The organism is Pseudomonas sp. App30 (assembly GCF_047947025.1).
GTDB lineage: Bacteria > Pseudomonadota > Gammaproteobacteria > Pseudomonadales > Pseudomonadaceae > Aquipseudomonas.
Genome location: NZ_CP133165.1, coordinates 6,359,185 through 6,376,491, shown reverse-complemented (window position 1 = coordinate 6,376,491; position 17,307 = coordinate 6,359,185). Strand labels below are relative to the sequence as shown.

Annotated in this window: 15 protein-coding genes and 1 pseudogene; 7 read left to right on the top strand and 9 right to left on the bottom strand. The window is 66.9% G+C overall.

Annotated elements, in window-relative coordinates:
- Positions 1 to 224 precede the first annotated feature (224 nt).
- A complete protein-coding gene (locus RAM80_RS29430) occupies positions 225 to 623 on the top strand; it encodes a DUF4440 domain-containing protein (protein ID WP_416423887.1) in 399 nt (132 codons plus the stop codon).
- A gap of 84 nt (positions 624 to 707) precedes the next feature.
- The gene (locus RAM80_RS29425) at positions 708 to 923 is read left to right on the top strand and encodes a hypothetical protein (protein WP_416423886.1); all 216 of its coding nucleotides are present in this window, start codon (positions 708 to 710) and stop codon (positions 921 to 923) included.
- 256 nt (positions 924 to 1,179) lie between these two features.
- On the opposite strand, the pseudogene RAM80_RS29420 reads toward RAM80_RS29425, so the two are convergent.
- Positions 1,180 to 1,377 (bottom strand): annotated as a pseudogene (locus tag RAM80_RS29420) (microcin ABC transporter ATP-binding protein); the annotation flags it as partial.
- A gap of 19 nt (positions 1,378 to 1,396) precedes the next feature.
- The gene (locus tag RAM80_RS29415) at positions 1,397 to 2,725 is read right to left on the bottom strand and encodes an LLM class flavin-dependent oxidoreductase (protein ID WP_416423885.1); all 1,329 of its coding nucleotides are present in this window, start codon (positions 2,723 to 2,725) and stop codon (positions 1,397 to 1,399) included.
- 254 nt (positions 2,726 to 2,979) lie between these two features.
- On the opposite strand from RAM80_RS29415, the gene RAM80_RS29410 reads away from it, so the two are divergent.
- Positions 2,980 to 4,194, top strand: coding sequence for a DUF1835 domain-containing protein (locus RAM80_RS29410; protein WP_416423884.1), 1,215 nt, complete (start codon positions 2,980 to 2,982; stop codon positions 4,192 to 4,194).
- A gap of 191 nt (positions 4,195 to 4,385) precedes the next feature.
- Here RAM80_RS29410 and RAM80_RS29405 read toward each other — a convergent pair whose 3' ends face one another.
- From RAM80_RS29405 to RAM80_RS29385, 5 genes are all read right to left on the bottom strand, one after another.
- Entirely contained in the window at positions 4,386 to 4,688 is a 303-nt protein-coding gene (locus RAM80_RS29405) for a DUF3077 domain-containing protein (RefSeq protein WP_416423883.1), read from the bottom strand.
- Positions 4,689 to 5,144: 456 nt separating this feature from the next.
- Entirely contained in the window at positions 5,145 to 5,612 is a 468-nt protein-coding gene (locus RAM80_RS29400) for an RcnB family protein (protein WP_416423882.1), read from the bottom strand.
- Between the two features lie 96 nt (positions 5,613 to 5,708).
- The gene (locus tag RAM80_RS29395; protein ID WP_416423881.1) at positions 5,709 to 7,310 is read right to left on the bottom strand and encodes an intermembrane transport protein PqiB; all 1,602 of its coding nucleotides are present in this window, start codon (positions 7,308 to 7,310) and stop codon (positions 5,709 to 5,711) included.
- 135 nt (positions 7,311 to 7,445) lie between these two features.
- On the bottom strand, positions 7,446 to 9,143 hold the full coding sequence (locus tag RAM80_RS29390) for an NAD-dependent malic enzyme (RefSeq protein WP_416423880.1): 1,698 nt from the start codon (positions 9,141 to 9,143) through the stop codon (positions 7,446 to 7,448).
- Between the two features lie 205 nt (positions 9,144 to 9,348).
- Complete coding sequence (locus RAM80_RS29385) at positions 9,349 to 10,254, bottom strand: LysR family transcriptional regulator (RefSeq protein WP_416423879.1); 906 nt, start codon at positions 10,252 to 10,254, stop codon at positions 9,349 to 9,351.
- Between the two features lie 87 nt (positions 10,255 to 10,341).
- Between RAM80_RS29385 and RAM80_RS29380 the strand changes: the two genes are divergently transcribed.
- From RAM80_RS29380 to RAM80_RS29370, 3 genes are all read left to right on the top strand, one after another.
- Positions 10,342 to 11,130, top strand: coding sequence for an NAD(P)H-dependent oxidoreductase (locus RAM80_RS29380; RefSeq protein ID WP_416423878.1), 789 nt, complete (start codon positions 10,342 to 10,344; stop codon positions 11,128 to 11,130).
- Positions 11,131 to 11,283: 153 nt separating this feature from the next.
- Positions 11,284 to 12,267: an aldo/keto reductase gene (locus tag RAM80_RS29375; RefSeq protein WP_416423877.1), complete on the top strand. Its 984-nt coding sequence runs from the start codon at positions 11,284 to 11,286 to the stop codon at positions 12,265 to 12,267.
- A gap of 53 nt (positions 12,268 to 12,320) precedes the next feature.
- Positions 12,321 to 13,223: a LysR family transcriptional regulator gene (locus RAM80_RS29370; protein WP_416423876.1), complete on the top strand. Its 903-nt coding sequence runs from the start codon at positions 12,321 to 12,323 to the stop codon at positions 13,221 to 13,223.
- Between the two features lie 177 nt (positions 13,224 to 13,400).
- Here the strand turns inward: RAM80_RS29370 and RAM80_RS29365 are convergent, their stop codons facing one another.
- Positions 13,401 to 13,904: a GNAT family N-acetyltransferase gene (locus RAM80_RS29365; RefSeq protein ID WP_416423875.1), complete on the bottom strand. Its 504-nt coding sequence runs from the start codon at positions 13,902 to 13,904 to the stop codon at positions 13,401 to 13,403.
- Between the two features lie 162 nt (positions 13,905 to 14,066).
- Complete coding sequence (locus RAM80_RS29360) at positions 14,067 to 14,477, bottom strand: RidA family protein (RefSeq protein WP_416423874.1); 411 nt, start codon at positions 14,475 to 14,477, stop codon at positions 14,067 to 14,069.
- 142 nt (positions 14,478 to 14,619) lie between these two features.
- Between RAM80_RS29360 and RAM80_RS29355 the strand changes: the two genes are divergently transcribed.
- A complete protein-coding gene (locus RAM80_RS29355; RefSeq protein ID WP_416423873.1) occupies positions 14,620 to 17,172 on the top strand; it encodes an EAL and GGDEF domain-containing protein in 2,553 nt (850 codons plus the stop codon).
- The last annotated feature ends 135 nt before the right edge of the window (positions 17,173 to 17,307 follow it).

Sequence of the window (17,307 nt, the reverse complement as noted above, 5' to 3'; positions counted from 1 at the left end):
CTCAGGGGCCAGCGCAGCCTGGCGGCAGCGGCTACCAGGCCGCGTCACTGGCTCAACTGCGTCGTCAGGAAATCAATGAACGCCCGAGTCTTGGCAGGTAACGGATCGGTGTTGGGAAACACTACACTGACCGGTTGCTGCGGCAGGCTGTATTCGGATCGCCGCCTTGCTGGGGCTTATGCCACTGCTGCAGCTCACTTCATTGCCTGTTCAAAAGGAATGCCATGCCCACCACCAAGCTTGAGCGCGCCTGCCACAGCGTGCATCACATACACGAACTGATTCACACCGCTTTCAGCGCAGCCCATGGCCCCGCCCAGACGGCAATCGCCGAGCTGATGCCCGCCTTCGCCGACGACTTTCGCATGGTCACCACCCAGGGCGTCGAGGTGAACCGCCAGCAGGTCGAACGCATGTTCCAAGGCGCGGCCGGCGCCAGGCCGGGGTTGCAGATCGAGGTCAGCGACGTGCAGGCCGTGTGGCAGGCCGGCAACGGTGTGACCCTGCGCTACCGCGAGGTGCATCGGTTGCAGGGCGTGGAAACCGCGCGCTGGTCCGTGGTGGTGCTGAGCGTCGGCGAGGCTGGCGTGCAGTGGCATTTTTTACAGGAAACGGCGATCTGAAAACTTGCTGATCCCGACCAATGGCCGGCATTTCCCTTCCAGATAGGCGCATGCTCAGCGTTTAAGTCGACGGGGCATGATGCCGTGCCAGACAGACCCCTCAAGCTGCAGAACTGGGACCGCGCCTGGCGGTTGCTGGGCGACCACCTGCAGTGCCCGCTGTGCGGGCAATCGCAGCTGGCGAGCAAGGCGTACACGCCATTCACCCACGCCAAGGCCTGCGCGGCGCGCACCGAGCAGGACCAATACCCCTGGCTGGACCTGGATGCGATATTGCGTTCGGTGCTCAAGGACGCCTGATACCTGCACCGCCCTGCCCTCCCCCCAACGCGGTTCCACTGCAACACCGCGGCGCCTGTGGACGCGGCCTGGCGGCCGCTGCTACGGGGAAGGTGCGTACCCCCGTAGCAGCTGCCGAAGGCTGCGTCCGGCCCCAACGCGGTTCCACTGCAACACCGCGGTGCCCGTGGACGCGGCCTGGCGGCCGCTGCTACGGGGGAGGTGCGTACCCCCGTAGCAGCTGCCGAAGGCTGCGTCCGGCCCCGACGCGGTTCGGTCAAGGCGCGGCGGCGCCCAGCAGTTCGCGGGTGTAGGCCTGGCGCGGCTGGGTGAACAGCCGCTCGGTGCTGCTGTACTCCACCACCCTGCCCGCCTGCAGCACCATCACCTGGTGCGCCAACGCGCGCACCACCGCCAGGTCGTGGCTGATGAAAATGTAGGCCAGGCCATGGTCGGCCTGCAGCCGCCGCAACAAGGGCCGGCGCAGATGCTCACTAACCAGGGAAAAAGCGGTTCGCCGGGCGCGGCAAGCCGAGGTTTTCACGCAACGTGGTGCCCTCGTACTCGCGCCGGAAAATCCCCCTCCCCTGCAACTCCGGCACCACTTTGTCGACGAAATCATCGAGCCCGCCGGGTAACCACGGGAACATCACGTTGAAGCCGTCGCTGCCCTCGCGCTCCAGCCATTCCTGCATCTGGTCGGCGATGGTCTGCGCGGTGCCGACGAACGCCAGGCCCGCGTAACCACCCAGGCGCTGGGCCAGCTGGCGCACGGTGAGCTGCTCGCGGTCGGCCAGGGCCAGCACCCGTTCGCGGCTGCTCTGGCTGTCGTTGGTCTGCGGCACCGGCGGCAGGTAGCCGTCGGGGTCGAAGCGCGAGGCGTCCGTGCCCAGGGCGATGGACAGCGAGGCGATGGCGCTTTCGTAGTGCACCAGGCTGTCGAGCCGGGCGCGAATGGCTTTTGCCTGCTGCCGGCTGTCGCCCACCACCACGAAGGCCGCCGGGAGAATTTTCAAGTGGTCGCGTTCGCGGCCCAACGGCGCCAGCCGCGCCTTGACGTCGGCGTAGAAGGCGCGGCCGTCTTCCAGGTTGCTGGGCGCGGCAAAGATCACCTCGGCGGTTTCTGCCGCCAGCTGCCGGCCTGGCTCCGATGAGCCCGCTTGCACGATCACCGGCCAACCCTGCACGGGCCGGGCGATGTGCAGCGGCCCACGCACGTGCAAATGCTCGCCATGATGATTGAGGGTGTGCAGCTTGGCCGGGTCGAAAAACTCGCCGCTGTCGGCATCGCGAATGAAGGCATCGTCGGCCCAACTGTCCCACAGGCCGGTGACCACGTCGTAGAACTCGCGGGCACGGGCGTAGCGCTGGTCGTGATCGAGGTGCTGCTCCAGGCCGAAGTTTTTCGCCGCGTCGGGGTTGGAGGTGGTGACGATGTTCCAGCCGGCGCGGCCGTTGCTCAGGTGGTCCAGGGAGGCGAAGCGCCGGGCGATGTGAAACGGCTCGTCGAAGCTGGTGGACGCCGTGGCCACCAGCCCCAGGTGCTCGGTGGCCTGGCTCAGGGCCGCAAGCAGCGTGAACGGCTCGAACGAGGTGGCCGTGTGGCTGCGCTTGAGGGCGTCCAGCGGCATGTTCAGCAGCGCCAGGTGGTCGGCCATGAAGAAGGCGTCGAACTTGCCGCGCTCCAGGGTCTGGGCCAGGCGCTTGAGGTGCTGGAAGTTGAAGTTGGCGTCACGCCAGGCGCCTGGGTAGCGCCAGGCGCCGGTGTGGATGCTGACGGGGCGCATGAAGGCGCCCAGCTTGAGTTGTCGCGTGGTGCTCATGGGCGGGGGTTCCCTGTGCCGTGCAAAAGCCAGCAGCATTCCCCGGCGGCACGCTGGCCGTCCAATAATCGATGGTGCCCGGTTATGCCGGGGAAGCATAAGCGTTGCCAGCCGCGGCCTGGCTGCCTATAGTGGCCACCACGGCGTCATCCACGCCGCCATCCGCGGGAAGGGCTGCGCCCAGGACACGAATCGCCTGCCTGTCATTACGACTCCCAACCATGAAGCGGACCTTGGTTGCACAAGGAGATCGTATGCCCGCCCCAGTCCCGTCATCCCCTACCGATGGCCGTATCAACCTTGAGCAGCAGCGCAAGCGCGCCAAGGAACGCCTCAAGCAGCTCCGGCAGCACCCGCCCTTCGACCAGACCCTGGCCGACGCCCAATGGCAGATCGCCAAGGAGCTGGGTTTCAGCAGCTGGCCCAAGCTGGTGGCCCACGTCGACGCCATCGACTTCGCCGCCCGCCATCCCGATTTTGCCGCCAGCGACGAGCCGCGCACCACCCATTGGCGCTGCGGCAACGACATCGCCCACAGCCTGCAACTGGCCGGGTTCAAGGGGCGCTTTCGCATGCTCGCCGACCCGCTGTGCATGGGGCCGGTGCAGCAGTTGCCGGCGGCGGCCTACAAGCGCCAGCGCAGCCGCTTCGTCAGCCAGGCGTTCGGCCTGGCGCTGGGCGAAGTCAGCCGCCGCTTCGACGATGAATACCGCGACCTGGCCGAGCTGGGCAACGGCCAGCCGGGCGTGTTGTGGTGCGAGGCGGACGCCTATGACCAGCTGTTCCTGATTCGTGCGCTGGCCGGGCTGGCGCTGGTGCCTGATAGGCTTGAGCTGATCGAGGTCAGCCAGGTGCCCGGGGTCGAGCGCTTCATCGGCATTGGCCAACTGGCGCCGGACGTGCTGGCGTGGCTGTGGCCACAACGGCGGCCGGTGGACGCCGCCATGCTGCAGCTGGCGCGGCAGGCGTGGCAGGCCTATTGCGATGCTTCCCCGGTGCCGCTGGCGGCCCTGGCCAAGACAGACCACCCCGCCCTGCCCTTACTGGGCCGTGCGTTGCGGCGCCAGTTGCAGGAGTTGCCCGGCGTGCGCGACGGGCTGTCGCTGACCGAGCGCCTGGCGCTGCAGGTCACCGCCGAGGCAGGCTCGTTGCCGCTGGGCAAGGTATTCGGTGTGCTGATGCTGCGGCACGAGCCGCTACCGTACCTGGGGGACCTGATGTTCTACGCCATGATGCGGCCGTTGATCGAGGGCGCCAACCCGCTGTTGATCGGGCAGGAACCACAGTTGCCGTGGGCGCAGCGGCCGGTACGGTTGACGGCATTGGGCGAACAAGTGCTGGCTGGGCTGGCCTACTGGCCGGACCTGGCCAGCCATGAGCGTTGGGTGGGCGGCGTTTGCACAGCGCCTGGTGCGGCGCATTGGGCCATTGATGAGCAGGGTGTGCCTGTGTGGCAGGTTCGCCAGTAAGACGCCGCCTGCGGCAGCTGCTACGCGAATGCGCACACCGCTTAAATCGCGTTGCCTGCATCGCGGCCAAGGCCGGCTCCTACCACGAACGGGGTAGGAGCCGACTTTAGTCGCGATGCAGGCAACGCGGTTTCAGGACAGTTGCTGCTACGCGAAATTACCGTAGCCGCAGCCTCGCGGCAGCGGCTACATCAGTTATGCGGAGCGCCTGCGACAACCGCGTCAACCAACGCCTTGGCTGCCTCGACCAGATGCAGAGCAGACCAGATCAGCCCGGAATGCCCCAGGTCATTTTCCGCAAGCTCATAGGTCGTTTCGTACGCCCCCTTGAGCAACAGCGACGCCTGGTTCAGGGCATCCTCGATGCGAACGCCAGGGGCGATGGTGAACAACCGTTGCTCGTAAGGACCGCAAGCACCGAACGGCAGCTCTGCCGTGACGTGGTCTGGAGGGCGAGCGCCCACGGTTTGGGAATCAGGTACCGGTGTATCCATGACAGTCAATCTCCTTAGCTGGTTGAACCACCTCCTTACCGCTGTCAAACAGTAAGGGTGGCGGCAGTACGAGGGTTGACAGACCAGGAGCTAAAGAACCCGGCGCACCCGAAGGTGCCCCGCGTACAGCCGCCATGAAGGCGAATGACAGGCGTAACGATGCCTGATGATCCACCATGAGAGCTAGCACATATTCAGCTTTTTTCGGTCTGTCAAAACCGAGCCGTTGTTTGTGCAACGGCCGGCAGAGGGTAGGTTTGCCCAGGCACCATAACAAGCGTTTTCAGGCGATGGCCTGACATTTCGGAAACGTCCTACAAGCCGACCCAGCGGGTGCCCAAGGAATTACCGTAGCCGCTGCCGAAGGCTGCGCTGGCCCTGTACCACGCTGAAGATCTCCAGTGAACACAAGGGCCAGCGCAGCCTGGCGGCAGCGGCTACGCGAATCTTACGGGCTCAATAACCGCTGAGGATCTGCACGATGGCGCCCGTGGCGATGGCCACCAGCACGTAGTCGCCGTTCACGTACAGCCAGCGGTGGTCACGCGGCGGTTGGCGCAGGTGGCGCGCATGCCAGTCGGTGACCCAGTAGCGGTCGCCACGGTATTGCTGCGGCGCGAAGCCGCCGCGGTGCCATTCGCTGTGCGGCCGCGGCATGCCCGGTTGCGGACGGTAGGCCTGGCCGCCACCGCCCTGCCAGCCCGGACGATGCTGTTGTTGTGGACCACCGTGTTGTGGTGGCCGCTGCTGCTGGCCGCCGCCGTGTTGCGGGCCGCCACCGCCACCCTGTGGTGGGCGCCCCTGCTGCTGCCCACCGCCGTGGCCGCGATCAGGGCCGCCGTTGTCCGGGCCGGGCTGGGCGAAGCTCGCCAGCGGCGTCAGCAGCATCAGGCAGGCACAACCTGCCGCAATGATCTTTTTCATGTGTATCTCCATGGCTAGTCGAGCAGCGCTCGCTCTCACGCCTTTGAGTATCGGTTAAAAACACGCAGGCAACGTCTGCAAAGGGTAAATTTTCGGTCAGTTTCGCGGCAGCGCCGTGGCTGCCGCCGGGTCGTCGGCGGCGCGCCCGCGCAGGAACAGTTCGGGGTAGCGGTTCCACAGGTCCAGCAGCGCCTGCACCGAGCGCGAAGCCTGCTTGATCTGCAGCGCCGTCTCGTCGAACTGCTCGCGTTGGGGCGCACCCTCGGCGACGCTATCGACCACGCCCTTGAAGGTTTGGTTCGCTTCCAACAGCGTATCGCGCAGTTGCGGCACCACCTGCTGGTTCACCTGCTGCACCACCAGCGGCAGCTGCTGCAGGCTGCGGGTGAAGTTTTCCGACAGCTGCCGGGTGGGCAGGCGCCCGGCCATGGCCATGATCTGCTTGAGCTGGTCTTCCATCACCGACAGGCTGCCCGACACCGTCGGCACCTCCAGCGGCCGCGCCGCATAGTCGAACTTCACCGGCGCAGCGCCCGCCACGAAACCCAGCAGGATGTATTTCTGCCCGGTCAGCAAATTGCCGGTGCGCGCCTGCCCCCGCATGCCGTGCTCGATAAAGCGCCCCACCAGCATGGCCGTGGTGCTTTCGTCGTCGCGGCCCAGGTCCTTGTGCAGTTTTTCGTGCACCGCGCCCAGCCGGTTGGGGTAGATCACCGCGCCCACGTGGGTCACCGGCCGTTGCCGCGCCTCGTCGTAGTCCAGGCGTACCGAAGTGACCTGGCCAATGCTGACGCCGAAGAACTCCACCGGCGCGCCCACCGCCAGGCCGCGCACCGAGTCGTCGAAGTGCATCACCATGTAGCGGGCATAGCCCAGGGGCCGGGCCAGGGCGTCGTCGCGTTCGTCGAACAGGGTGAAGCGGCTGTTGGCCAGGGCCACGGGCGGGTTATCCGGGTACGGCGGGTTCTGGAACGCCACGGCGCCGTTGAGCACCGCGGCCAGGGACTCGATGTTCACTTCGCGGCCGCCCACGCCGACGTTGATGTCGACGCCGCTGGCGTTCCAGAACCGGCTGTTCTGGGTGACGAAGCGGTCGTTGGGCGCGCTGATGAACACCGTCACGTCGACGCCCTTGCCTTCGCTGCTCAAGCCACGGCCAATCACCCGGCCCACCTGCACGCGACGGTAGTACACCGGCGAGCCGACGTTCAGCGAGCCCAGGTCGTCGGCGTGCAGCACAAAGCGCGTGCCGGCCTCGCCGAAGCTGGTGGCGGGCGGGTGTTCCAGGCCACGAAAATGATCGGCCTGCTCACCGTCGCGGCCGGCGTCGGCGCCGATGAAGCTGCCGCTGAGCAGGGTCTTGAGGCCGGAAATCTCGTTGAAGCCGATGCGCGGGCGCACCACCCAGAAACGCGTGCCCTTGTCGGCGAAGGCCTTGGCCGAGGCCTGCAGTTCGATGCTGACGTCCACGCGGTCACGGTTCTTGTCGATATCGATGGCCACCACTTTGCCGATGGGCACGTGCTTGAACATCACCAGCGTGTGGTTGGCTTCCAGGCCCTCGGCGGTGCGAAAGCTGACGGTGATGCGCGGGCCCTGGCCGATGAAGTGCCCGGTCAGCACCAGCACGGCGGTAATGGCCGCGGCCAGGGGCAGCAGCCAGAACAGCGAGAATCGGGAGTGCGGGCGCTCGCTCACGCAGCGGGTCCTGTGCGTTGGGTGTCACTGAGTAATAGGCGATGACCGGGCTTTCGGCCTGGCCATCGGACGAAAGACAGGCGAAAAAAAACGGGCCTGACCAGGCCCGTTTTCACTCAGCTGGATAGCTGCAACTTATACCGCCGAGCGCCGGTAAAAGCGATAGCGCGGGAACCAGAAGTTGCGCTCGATGGCCGCCAGCAGCAGCTCCTCGGGCGTTTCCAGGGCCACGCCATCGGCCTGGGCCTGCTTGGCCACGGCCACGGCGATTTTCTTGCTCACCGCCTGGATGTCTTTCAGCGGCGGCAGCACCGCGTCGCCGCTGCCGGTAACCACCGGCGAGCACTCGGCCAGGGCGTTGGAGGCGGCCATCAGCATGGCGTCGGTGATGCGCGTGGCCTTGGCAGCCACCACGCCCAGGCCGATGCCGGGGAAGATGTAGGCGTTGTTGCACTGCGCGATCGGCAGGCTGCGGCCGTTGATTTCCACCGGTGCAAACGGGCTGCCGGTGGCGACCAGGGCGTTGCCTTCGGTCCACTCCAGCACTTCGGCCGGGGTGGCCTCGACGCGCGAGGTGGGGTTGGACAGCGGCATGATCAGCGGCTGCTTGCAGTGGGCGTAGACCTCGCGCACCACGGCCTCGGTGAACAGCCCGCGCTGGCCCGAGACGCCGATGAGAATGGTTGGCTTGGCCTGTTTCACCACTTCCAGCAACGGCAGGCCGTTGTCGTCGCGCTGCCAGCCCTGCAGGGCGCTGGCCTTGTGCGCCAGGCGCATCTGGAAGTCGTGCAGGCCGGTCATGTCGTCGGTCAGCAGGCCGAAGCGGTCGACCATGAAGATGCGCTGGCGCGCCTCGCTTTCCGACAGGCCTTCGATCTGCATGGCCGCGACGATGTGCTCGGCAATACCACAACCCGCGGAACCGGCGCCGACGAAGGCCACCACCTGCTCGCCCAGCTTCTGGCCCTTGACCTTGCAGGCCGCCAGCAGGGTGCCCACGGCCACCGAGGCGGTGCCCTGGATGTCATCGTTGAAGCAGCACAGCTCGTCGCGGTACTTCTCCAGCAGCGGCATGGCGTTGGTTTGCGCGAAGTCCTCGAACTGCAACAGCACGCCCGGCCAGCGGCGCTTCACCGCCTGGATGAACAGGTCGACGAATTCGGCGTAGTCCTGGCCGGTGATGCGCGGGTGGCGCCAGCCCATGTACATGGGGTCGTCCAGCAGTTCCTGGTTGTTGGTGCCCACGTCCAGCACGATCGGCAGGGTGTAGGCCGGGCTGATGCCGCCGCAGGCGGTGTACAGCGACAGCTTGCCGATGGGAATGCCCATGCCGCCGATGCCCTGGTCGCCCAGGCCGAGGATGCGCTCGCTGTCGGTGACCACGATGATTTTCACCGAGTCCTTGGTGGCGCTGCGCAGGATGTCGTCGATGCGGTCACGGTCGGGGTAGGAGATGAACAGGCCGCGGTGGGTGCGGTAGATCTTGGAGAATTCCTGGCAGGCCTGGCCGACGGTGGGGGTGTAGATAATCGGCAGCATCTTGTCCAGATGCGACTCCAGCAGGCGGAAGAACAGCGTCTCGTTGTTGTCCTGGATGGAGCGCAGGTAGATATGCTTGTCCAGGTCGCTGGCGCACTGTTCGTACTGGCGGTAGACGCGGTCCACCTGCTCTTCGATGGTCTCGACGTTCTGCGGCAGCAGGCCGATCAGGTTGAAGTCGATGCGTTCTTGCGGGGTGAAGGCGCTGCCCTTGTTCAGCAGCGGCATTTCCAGCAGCGAAGGGCCGGCGTAGGCGATGTACAGGGGGCGAGACTGGTTCGGCACATTTTTCATGGGTGATTTCCGTCATCAGGCAAAAGCACTCCGGCCAGGGTATCGCCGGCAGGCTGCACGCCCGTGACACCGCTGGAGAAGGCTTTTTGTATACACGTCAAAGCACCGATTAGCGCAATTTTGACACCCCTGCGTCAAGTTGCCACACCATGAAATTCTCGACAGGCCTGTTGTGGTGGCCCCGGACGCTGCCTGGCGGCAGCTGCTACAGGGGGTTGGTGCAGGCCTGGGCGATATGCTCGCGCAGCCAGCGGTGCGCCGGGTCACGGTGGCAGCGCTCGGGCCAGAGCATGGTCATCTGGAAGCTTGCCACCGCCAGTGGTGGTTCCAGCACGCGCAGTTCGGGATCGCCGCGCACCAGGCGCTCGGGCAGCAGCGCCACCAGGTCGCTGTTGGCCAGGGCATGGGGCACCAGGAGGAAATGCGGCACCGACAGCACCACCCGGCGGCTCAGGCCCAGCGCCGCCAGGGCGTTGTCGGTGGCGCCGCTGAAGCCGCCGCCATCGGGCGAGACGATCACCTGCTCAAGCTTGCAGAACTGCGCCAGGGTGGGCTTGCGCTTGAGCCGCGGGTGGTCCTTGCGGCCCACCAGCACGTAGCGCTCCTCGAACAGCACGCGGCTGCGCAGGCTTTCCGGCGAATCGTCACGGGTGTGGAACGCCAGGTCCACCTCGCCCTCCTCGGCCTGCCGCGCCAGCCGCGCCGGCACCAGCTGCAGCACCGCCACCCGCGTATGCGGGGCGGCGGCGCGCAGGCTGCTCAGGGCCGGCAGCAGGATAGTCGCGGTGCTTTTGTCCGAGGCTGCCAGGCGCCAGGTGTCCCGCGCCTGGGCCGGGTCAAACGGCGCCACGGGTGCCACTGCCTGTTCCAGCCCCGCCAGCGCCTGGCGCAGCGGCTCACGCAGGGCCTGGGCCCGCGCCGTAGGGCGCATGCCACGCGGGCCTGGCAGCAACAGCGGGTCATCGAACACCTCGCGCAGCTTGGCCAGGTGCACGCTGATGGAGGGCTGCGAGTAGTTCAGGCGCTGCGCCGCGCGGGTCACGTTCTGCTCGCTGAGCAGCACGTCCAGGGTCACCAGCAGGTTCAGGTCCAACTGCCGCAAATTAACCATGCCAATACCTGCAATATCAGTTATTCATTTCCACTATACCCCAGCCGGCGCGAGGATAGCCCCAACCCCACCCGCCCGGACCTGACCATGAACATTCTGATTGTCTACGCCCACCCCGAAGCCAAATCCCTCAACGGCGCGCTGAAGGATTTCAGCGTCGCCCACCTGCAGCAGGCCGGCCACCAGGTGCAGGTCTCGGACCTGTACGCCATGCACTGGAAGACCACGCTGGACGCCGACGACACCCAGCAGCGCCTGGACCCGCTGCACTTCGACGCCTCGAAAGAGTCCCGCCACGCCTTCGCCAACGGCCAGCAAAGTGCCGACATCGCCGCCGAACAGGCGAAGCTGTTGTGGGCCGATGCGGTGATCTTCCAGTTCCCACTGTGGTGGTTCTCGATGCCGGCGATCATGAAAGGCTGGTTCGACCGGGTGTACGCCTACGGTTTTGCCTACGGCGTGGGCGAACATTCCGACACCCGCTGGGGCAACCGCTACGGCGAGGGTTCGATGCAGGGCAAACGCGCCATGCTGGTGGTGACCAGCGGTGGCTGGGAGTCCCATTACAGCGAGCGCGGTATCAACGGGCCAATGGCCGACCTGCTGTTCCCCATCCACCACGGGATGCTGCACTACCCCGGCTTCGACGTGCTGCCGCCGTTCCTGGTGCACCGCACCAGCCGCGTGGACGAGGACCGCTATGCCACGCTGGCCCATGCCCTGGGGCAGCGGCTGGATACGTTGTTCAGCGAGACGCCGATCGCGTTCCGGGCGCAGAACGGCGGGGATTACCAGATTCCGCAGTTGACGCTGCGCGATGACGTGGCGCCCGGCCAGACCGGCTTCCACGCCCACGTGATCCCCCACCGCCCGTAGCAGTGGCCGCCAGGCCGCGTCCGGCCCTGACGCGGCCTGACGGCCGCTGCTACATTCATGAGCCAGGCTCATAAGTTAATCCTGCAGGGGCGCCTTAATCCGCGCCGCCGCGGCTTGTAGCATGGGCTGCTCACCCACAAGGAGGCACCCACCATGCAAACCCGCCAACTCGGCAGCACCGGCCTGCAGGTCTCGGCCCTGGGTATGGGCTGCATGGGCCTGAGCTTCGGCTACGGCCCCGCCGTCGACCGCGCCACCGGCGTGCAATTGCTGCGCGCCGCCTTTGAACGCGGCGTGACCTTTTTCGACACCGCCGAATGCTACGGCCCGTTCACCAACGAGGAACTGCTGGGCGAAGCCCTCGCACCGTTCCGCGACCAGGTCATCATCGCCACCAAGTTCGGCTTTGAGAACGGCGACTCCAAACAGCCGCTCAACAGCCGCCCCGAGCGCATCCGTGCAGTGGCCGAAGCCTCGCTCAAGCGCCTGAAGACCGACCGCATCGACCTGTTCTACCAGCACCGGGTCGACCCCAACGTGCCCATGGAAGACGTGGCCGGCGCGGTCAAGGACCTGATCGCCGAGGGCAAGGTCAAGCACTTCGGCCTCTCGGAGGCCGGGGTCGGCTCGATCCGGCGTGCCCACGCGGTGCAGCCGGTGGCGGCGCTGCAAAGCGAGTATTCGATGTGGTGGCGCGAGCCCGAGCGCGAGGTGCTGCCGACGTTGGCTGAACTGGGCATCGGCCTGGTGCCGTTCAGCCCGCTGGGCAAGGGCTTCCTGACGGGCGCCATTACCGAGACCACCACCTTCGACGCCAGCGACTTCCGCAACCAGGTGCCCCGCTTCAGCGAAGACAACCGCAAGGCCAACGCCGCGCTGGTAAAGGTGCTGGGGCAGATCGCCGAGCGCAAGCAGGCCACCCGCGCGCAGATCGCCCTGGCCTGGCTGCTGGCCCAGGCGCCGTGGATTGTGCCGATTCCGGGTACCACCAAGCTGCATCGCCTGGAGGAAAACACCGGTGCCGCCAGCGTGGTGCTGGGCGCCGACGACCTGGCAGCCATCCAGGTGGCGCTGGACGGTATCACCGTGGTGGGTGACCGCTACCCGGCCCATTTGCAGAAGCGCGTAGGCGGTTGATGCCACGCGGCCCCTGCTAGAATGGGGGGCCGCCCCCTGAAGGAATCGCCTCAATGCTGCGCGAGAACGCCAACGACCTGCTCGCCTTTCTCGCGGTGGCCCGCGAGCGAAGCTTCACCAAGGCGGCAGCCAAGATCGGCGTGTCGCAATCGGCGCTGAGCCATACCATCCGCGGCCTGGAAGCGCGCCTGGGCCTGCGCCTGCTGATTCGCACCACTCGCAGCGTGTCGCCCACCGAGGCCGGGCAACGGCTGTTGCAGACCGTAGGCCCGCATTTCGAGGAAATCGAGATCCAGCTGGCCGCCCTCAGCGACCTGCGCGACCGGCCCGCCGGCAACCTGCGCATCAACGCCTCGGATTACTCCCTGGATACGGTGCTGCGGCCCAGGCTCAGGACTTTCCTGCAGCAGTACCCGGACATCAAGGTCGAGGTGTGCTGCGACAACGGCCTGGTGGACATCGCCGCCCAGGGTTTCGACGCCGGCGTGCGCCTGGGCGAGCAGGTGGCCGAAGGCATGATCGCCACGCGCATCAGCGCCGACATGCGCATGGCGGTGGTGGGCACGCCCGAGCATTTCGCCCGCTACCCCAAGCCGCTGACGCCCCGCGACCTCACCGCCCACCCGTGCAACAACCTGCGCCTGGCCACCCACGGCGGGTTATACGCCTGGGAGTTCGCCAAGGGCGGCGAAAGCCTGAACGTGAAAGTCACCGGGCAGGTCATCCACAACGGCGTCTACCAGTTGCTGGCGGCGGCAGTGGACGGGCTGGGGCTCAGCTACGTGCCGGAAGACCTGTGCGCGCCTTATTTCCAGCGCGGTGAACTGGTGCGCGTACTGGAGGACTGGAGCCCGGCGTTTGCCGGCTTTCACCTGTATTACCCCAGCCGGCGCCAGGCTTCGCCGGCGTTCGCCTTGTTGGTCGAGGCTTTGCGGCACCCCATGCCGTCTTTGTAGTCGTGGGGGCCAGGACGCAGCCTCCGCTTAAATCGCGTCGCCTGCATCGCGGCCAAGGCCGGCTCCTACCACGAACGGGGTAGGAGCCGACTTTAGTCGCGATGCAGACGACGCCGTTTCAAGACAGTTGCTGCTACAGATCGCGCGCTGCATCTGTAGCAGCGGCCAAAGGCCGCGTCAGTGCATCACCCGGGTGACCAGGAAATTCGCCAGATCCGGCTCGTCATCCAGCTCGATGGCGCGCGCCGGGCGCGGCAGTTCTTCCAGCACCGAGTCCCAGAACGCCATGGCCGCATCATCCTGGCGGTAGTAGCGCACCAGCCAGTTCTCGTGGCCGCCCATCAGCACCTGGGTGACCAACGCCTTGCCAATGCCCTTGCGGCGGTAGCGCTTGAGGATGAACAGGTCGGCCAGCTCCAGGGCGTCGATGCCCGGCAGCTCGCTGCGCTCCACCAGCAGGAAACCGGCCACGCAGCCGTTGACCAGCAGCAGGTTGGCGCTCCAGTCCTGCTCGTGCCAGTAGCGCATCAGGTGTTCGTCGTGGATGTAGTAGCGGCCGTCGTCGTCGACGTCCTCCTGCTCCCAGTCGGAAGACTCGTAGGCGTAGAACTGGTACAGGTTGCGGATCAGCTGCGCCTGGTCCACCTGGGTGGGCAACAGCTCGACGGTGAAATCGTTCATGGCTGAAGCTCCCGGGCAGGAGAGCATGGCGCGTGGCAGGCGAAAATCGAAGGCATGGAGTTCCCGGTAAAAATGACCATGGCGCGGGCCCGAACGGGCCGCGCGGTTTTGCAGGGCGCTATTGTTTACAAAAGCGCCGCGCATTGCCATGGGCAATTGTCATCAAGCCAACGCAGCCATGGCCTCCACCTCGATCAGCATGCCTTCCAGCGCCAGGCGCGGCACCGGGATCAGCGTGCAGGCAGGCTTCATGGCCGTGCCCCAGGCCTCGTCCGCCGCGGCCACCCAGGCGCGCAGCCGGGCATCGTCGTGGTCGACGATCAGCAGGGTCAGCTTGAACACGTCGGCCAGCGTCGCGCCCTGGGATTGCAGCGCCACCTGCACGTTGGCCAGGGCCTGGCGCGCCTGCGCGGCGAAGTCGGCGGGCAGCACCCCGTCGCGGTCCTCGCCGCCCTGCCCGGCCAGGAAGATCATGCGCGCCTGGGTGGGCACGCTGGCCACGTGGGAATAGGCGTTCGGGGCGGGGTCGTAGAGGCCCGGTGGGTTGGACAGTTCGAAGGCGCTGCGGCTCATGGAGTGTATTCCCTGACAAAATGAAACGGCAGTATTGCACGCCGCCGTCCTGCAGCCACGGCATAAACCCGGCGCTATACTCAGCACTCATGAGCGGCACGGATGCCGGCAGCCTTCCGTTTGCCGCAAGCAGGCCGTGCACATGACACCCGATACCGCAAGCGTCACCGCCAACGCCGTCCAACTGGCCGCCCTGCACCGGGTCATGGCCATGGCCTGGTTCAGCCCCGAGGGCACCTTGCTCGACGCCAACGCCAACTACCAGGCCCTGCTGGGCTATGGCGGGGTGGACCTGCGCGGCCGCCATCACAGCGCGTTCTGCCCGCCAACGTTGGTGAACAGCGCCGAATATGCAGCGTTCTGGCAGAGCCTGCGCGACGGCGGCTCGCGCTCGGGCGTCGCCGAGCGCCTGCGCCGTGATGGCAGCAGCTGCTGGCTGGAGGCAACCTACCTGCCGGTGCTGGATGAAAACGGACAGGTGGCGCAGATCCTCAAGATCGCCACCGACATCACCGCGCGGCTGGAGCAGGAACACGCCCAGCAGGAGCGCCTGAAGCTGCTGTCGATCGCCGCCGAGGTCAGCGACACCGCCGCGGTGATCACCGACCGCCAGGGGCTGATCACCTACACCAACAGCGGCTTCCGGCAGATGTTCGGCTGGAGCGACCACGAGGTCTGGGGCTGCGACCCCGCCCAGCTGCTGGCGCCGCGCGAGGACTCCAGCGCCGAGGACGGCGGCCACCGCGAGGCCATCGTCACCGGCAAGCAGGGCCAACGCTACTGGGCGCGCATGACCAGCAGCCCGATCGTGGATGACAACGGCCGCCTGCAGCACACCGTCACCCTTTTCACCGACATCACCGAGAGCAAGATCCACCGCGCCCTGCAGCACCAGGTGCTGGAAGCAGTGGCCCGCGAGCAGCCGCTGACCGAGGTGCTGGAGCTGATCTGCCTTGAAGTGGAACGCATTGCCCCCGAGGTCACCGCGTCGATCCTGGCGGTGGACGACCAGGGCCAGCTGCACTCCCTGGCCGCGCCCAGCCTGGACCCCGAATACTGCCGCCAGCTCAACGGCCTGAGCATCGGCCCCAAGGTGGGCTCGTGCGGCACCGCGGCCTGGCGCAACGAAGCGGTGCGCATCGACAACATCGCCGAAGACCCGCTGTGGGCCGACTTCCTCTACCTGGCCCTGCCCCTGGGCATCATCGGCAGTTGGTCTACGCCCATTCGCAACAGCGAAGGCCAGCCCATCGGCACCTTCGCTTTCTATTTCCATGCGCCGCGCAACGCCCACGCCGAGGCCTTCCACCAGCGCCTGGTGGACGCCTGCGCCAACCTCTGCGCCCTGGCGCTGGAGCGTGACGCGTCGCGCCATCGCATCCGCCAGCTGGCGTTCTACGACGGCCTGACCGGCCTGCCCAACCGCACCTTCCTGCAGACCCGCGCCGATGCCATCATCGCCAGCGGTGCCGGCAAGGCGCACCCGGTGGCGGTGCTGTTCATCAACCTCGACCGTTTCACCCAGGTCAACGACTCCCTGGGCCACCCGGCTGGCGACGAGCTGCTGCGCCAGGTGGCCGCGCGCCTGCGCCACGAGCTGACCGAGGCCGACATTGCCGCGCGGCTGTCGGCCGATGAATTCGTGGTGCTGCTCACCGACGGCGATGCCGAGCACGCCGCCCTGACGGTGGAGCGCCTGCAGGCGCTGCTCAGCCAACCCATGACCATCGCCCAGACCAGCCTGAGCATTACCGCCAGCGTCGGCATCGCCCTGTACCCGCTGGACGGCGCCACCATGGAAAGCCTGCTGCACCGCGCCGACATCGCCATGCACCAGGCCAAGAACAGCGGCCGCGGCGCCTTCCGTTTCTTCAGCCACGAGATGAACAGCGTCGCCCGCGAGCACCTGGCGCTGGAGTCGGCGCTGCGCCAGGCCATCGCCCACCGCCAGTTGCACCTGCACTACCAACCCCAGGTCGAACTGGCCAGCGGCCGCCTGTACGGCGTCGAGGCCCTGGCGCGCTGGCGCCACCCGCAGCTGGGCGACATCCCGCCAGGCCGCTTCATCCCGCTGGCCGAGGAAAGCGGGCTGATCGACGAGCTGGGCCGCTGGGCCCTGGACGAGGCCTGCCGGCAACTGGCGGCCTGGCGTGCCCAGGGTGTGGACGTGCCGTCGGTGGCGGTCAACCTGTCCTCGGTGAGCTTCCACCGCCTCGACCTGGCGACGCTGGTGGACACCCTGCTGCACCGCCACCACCTGGCGCCCAAGGACCTGATCATCGAACTGACCGAGAGCATCCTGCTGGACAGCAACCCCAGCACCCTGGACACCATCCAGCGCATCCAGGCACGCGGCATCCGCCTGTCCATGGACGACTTCGGCACCGGTTATTCCAGCCTCAGCTACCTGCGCCGGCTGCCCTTCCACGAGCTGAAACTGGACCGCAGTTTCGTCGCTGACCTGGACCATAGCGAGGCCGCCCGCGCCCTCAGCCAGGCCATCCTGGGGGTGGGCCAGAGCCTGCACCTGACCCTGGTGGCCGAGGGCATCGAAACCCACTCGCAGCGCGCGCGGCTGCAGGAACAAGGCTACCCGGTGGGCCAGGGCTACCTGTTCTCGCCGCCCCTGGCGCCCGCGGCGCTGGAGGCGTGGCTCAAGCAATGGGCGCGGCGCCAGGCGCCGTCAATGAGCTGAAGGCGGTAAAAAGCGGCCTTATATCGCACAACAGTCCGATAATCGCACCAATTTAGCTTCAGGCACTCTCCCCCCACCCCCGTTTTGCGGCACGCTATAGCCATGACGCCAAGCGCCGCCCATTGGGCGCCTGGC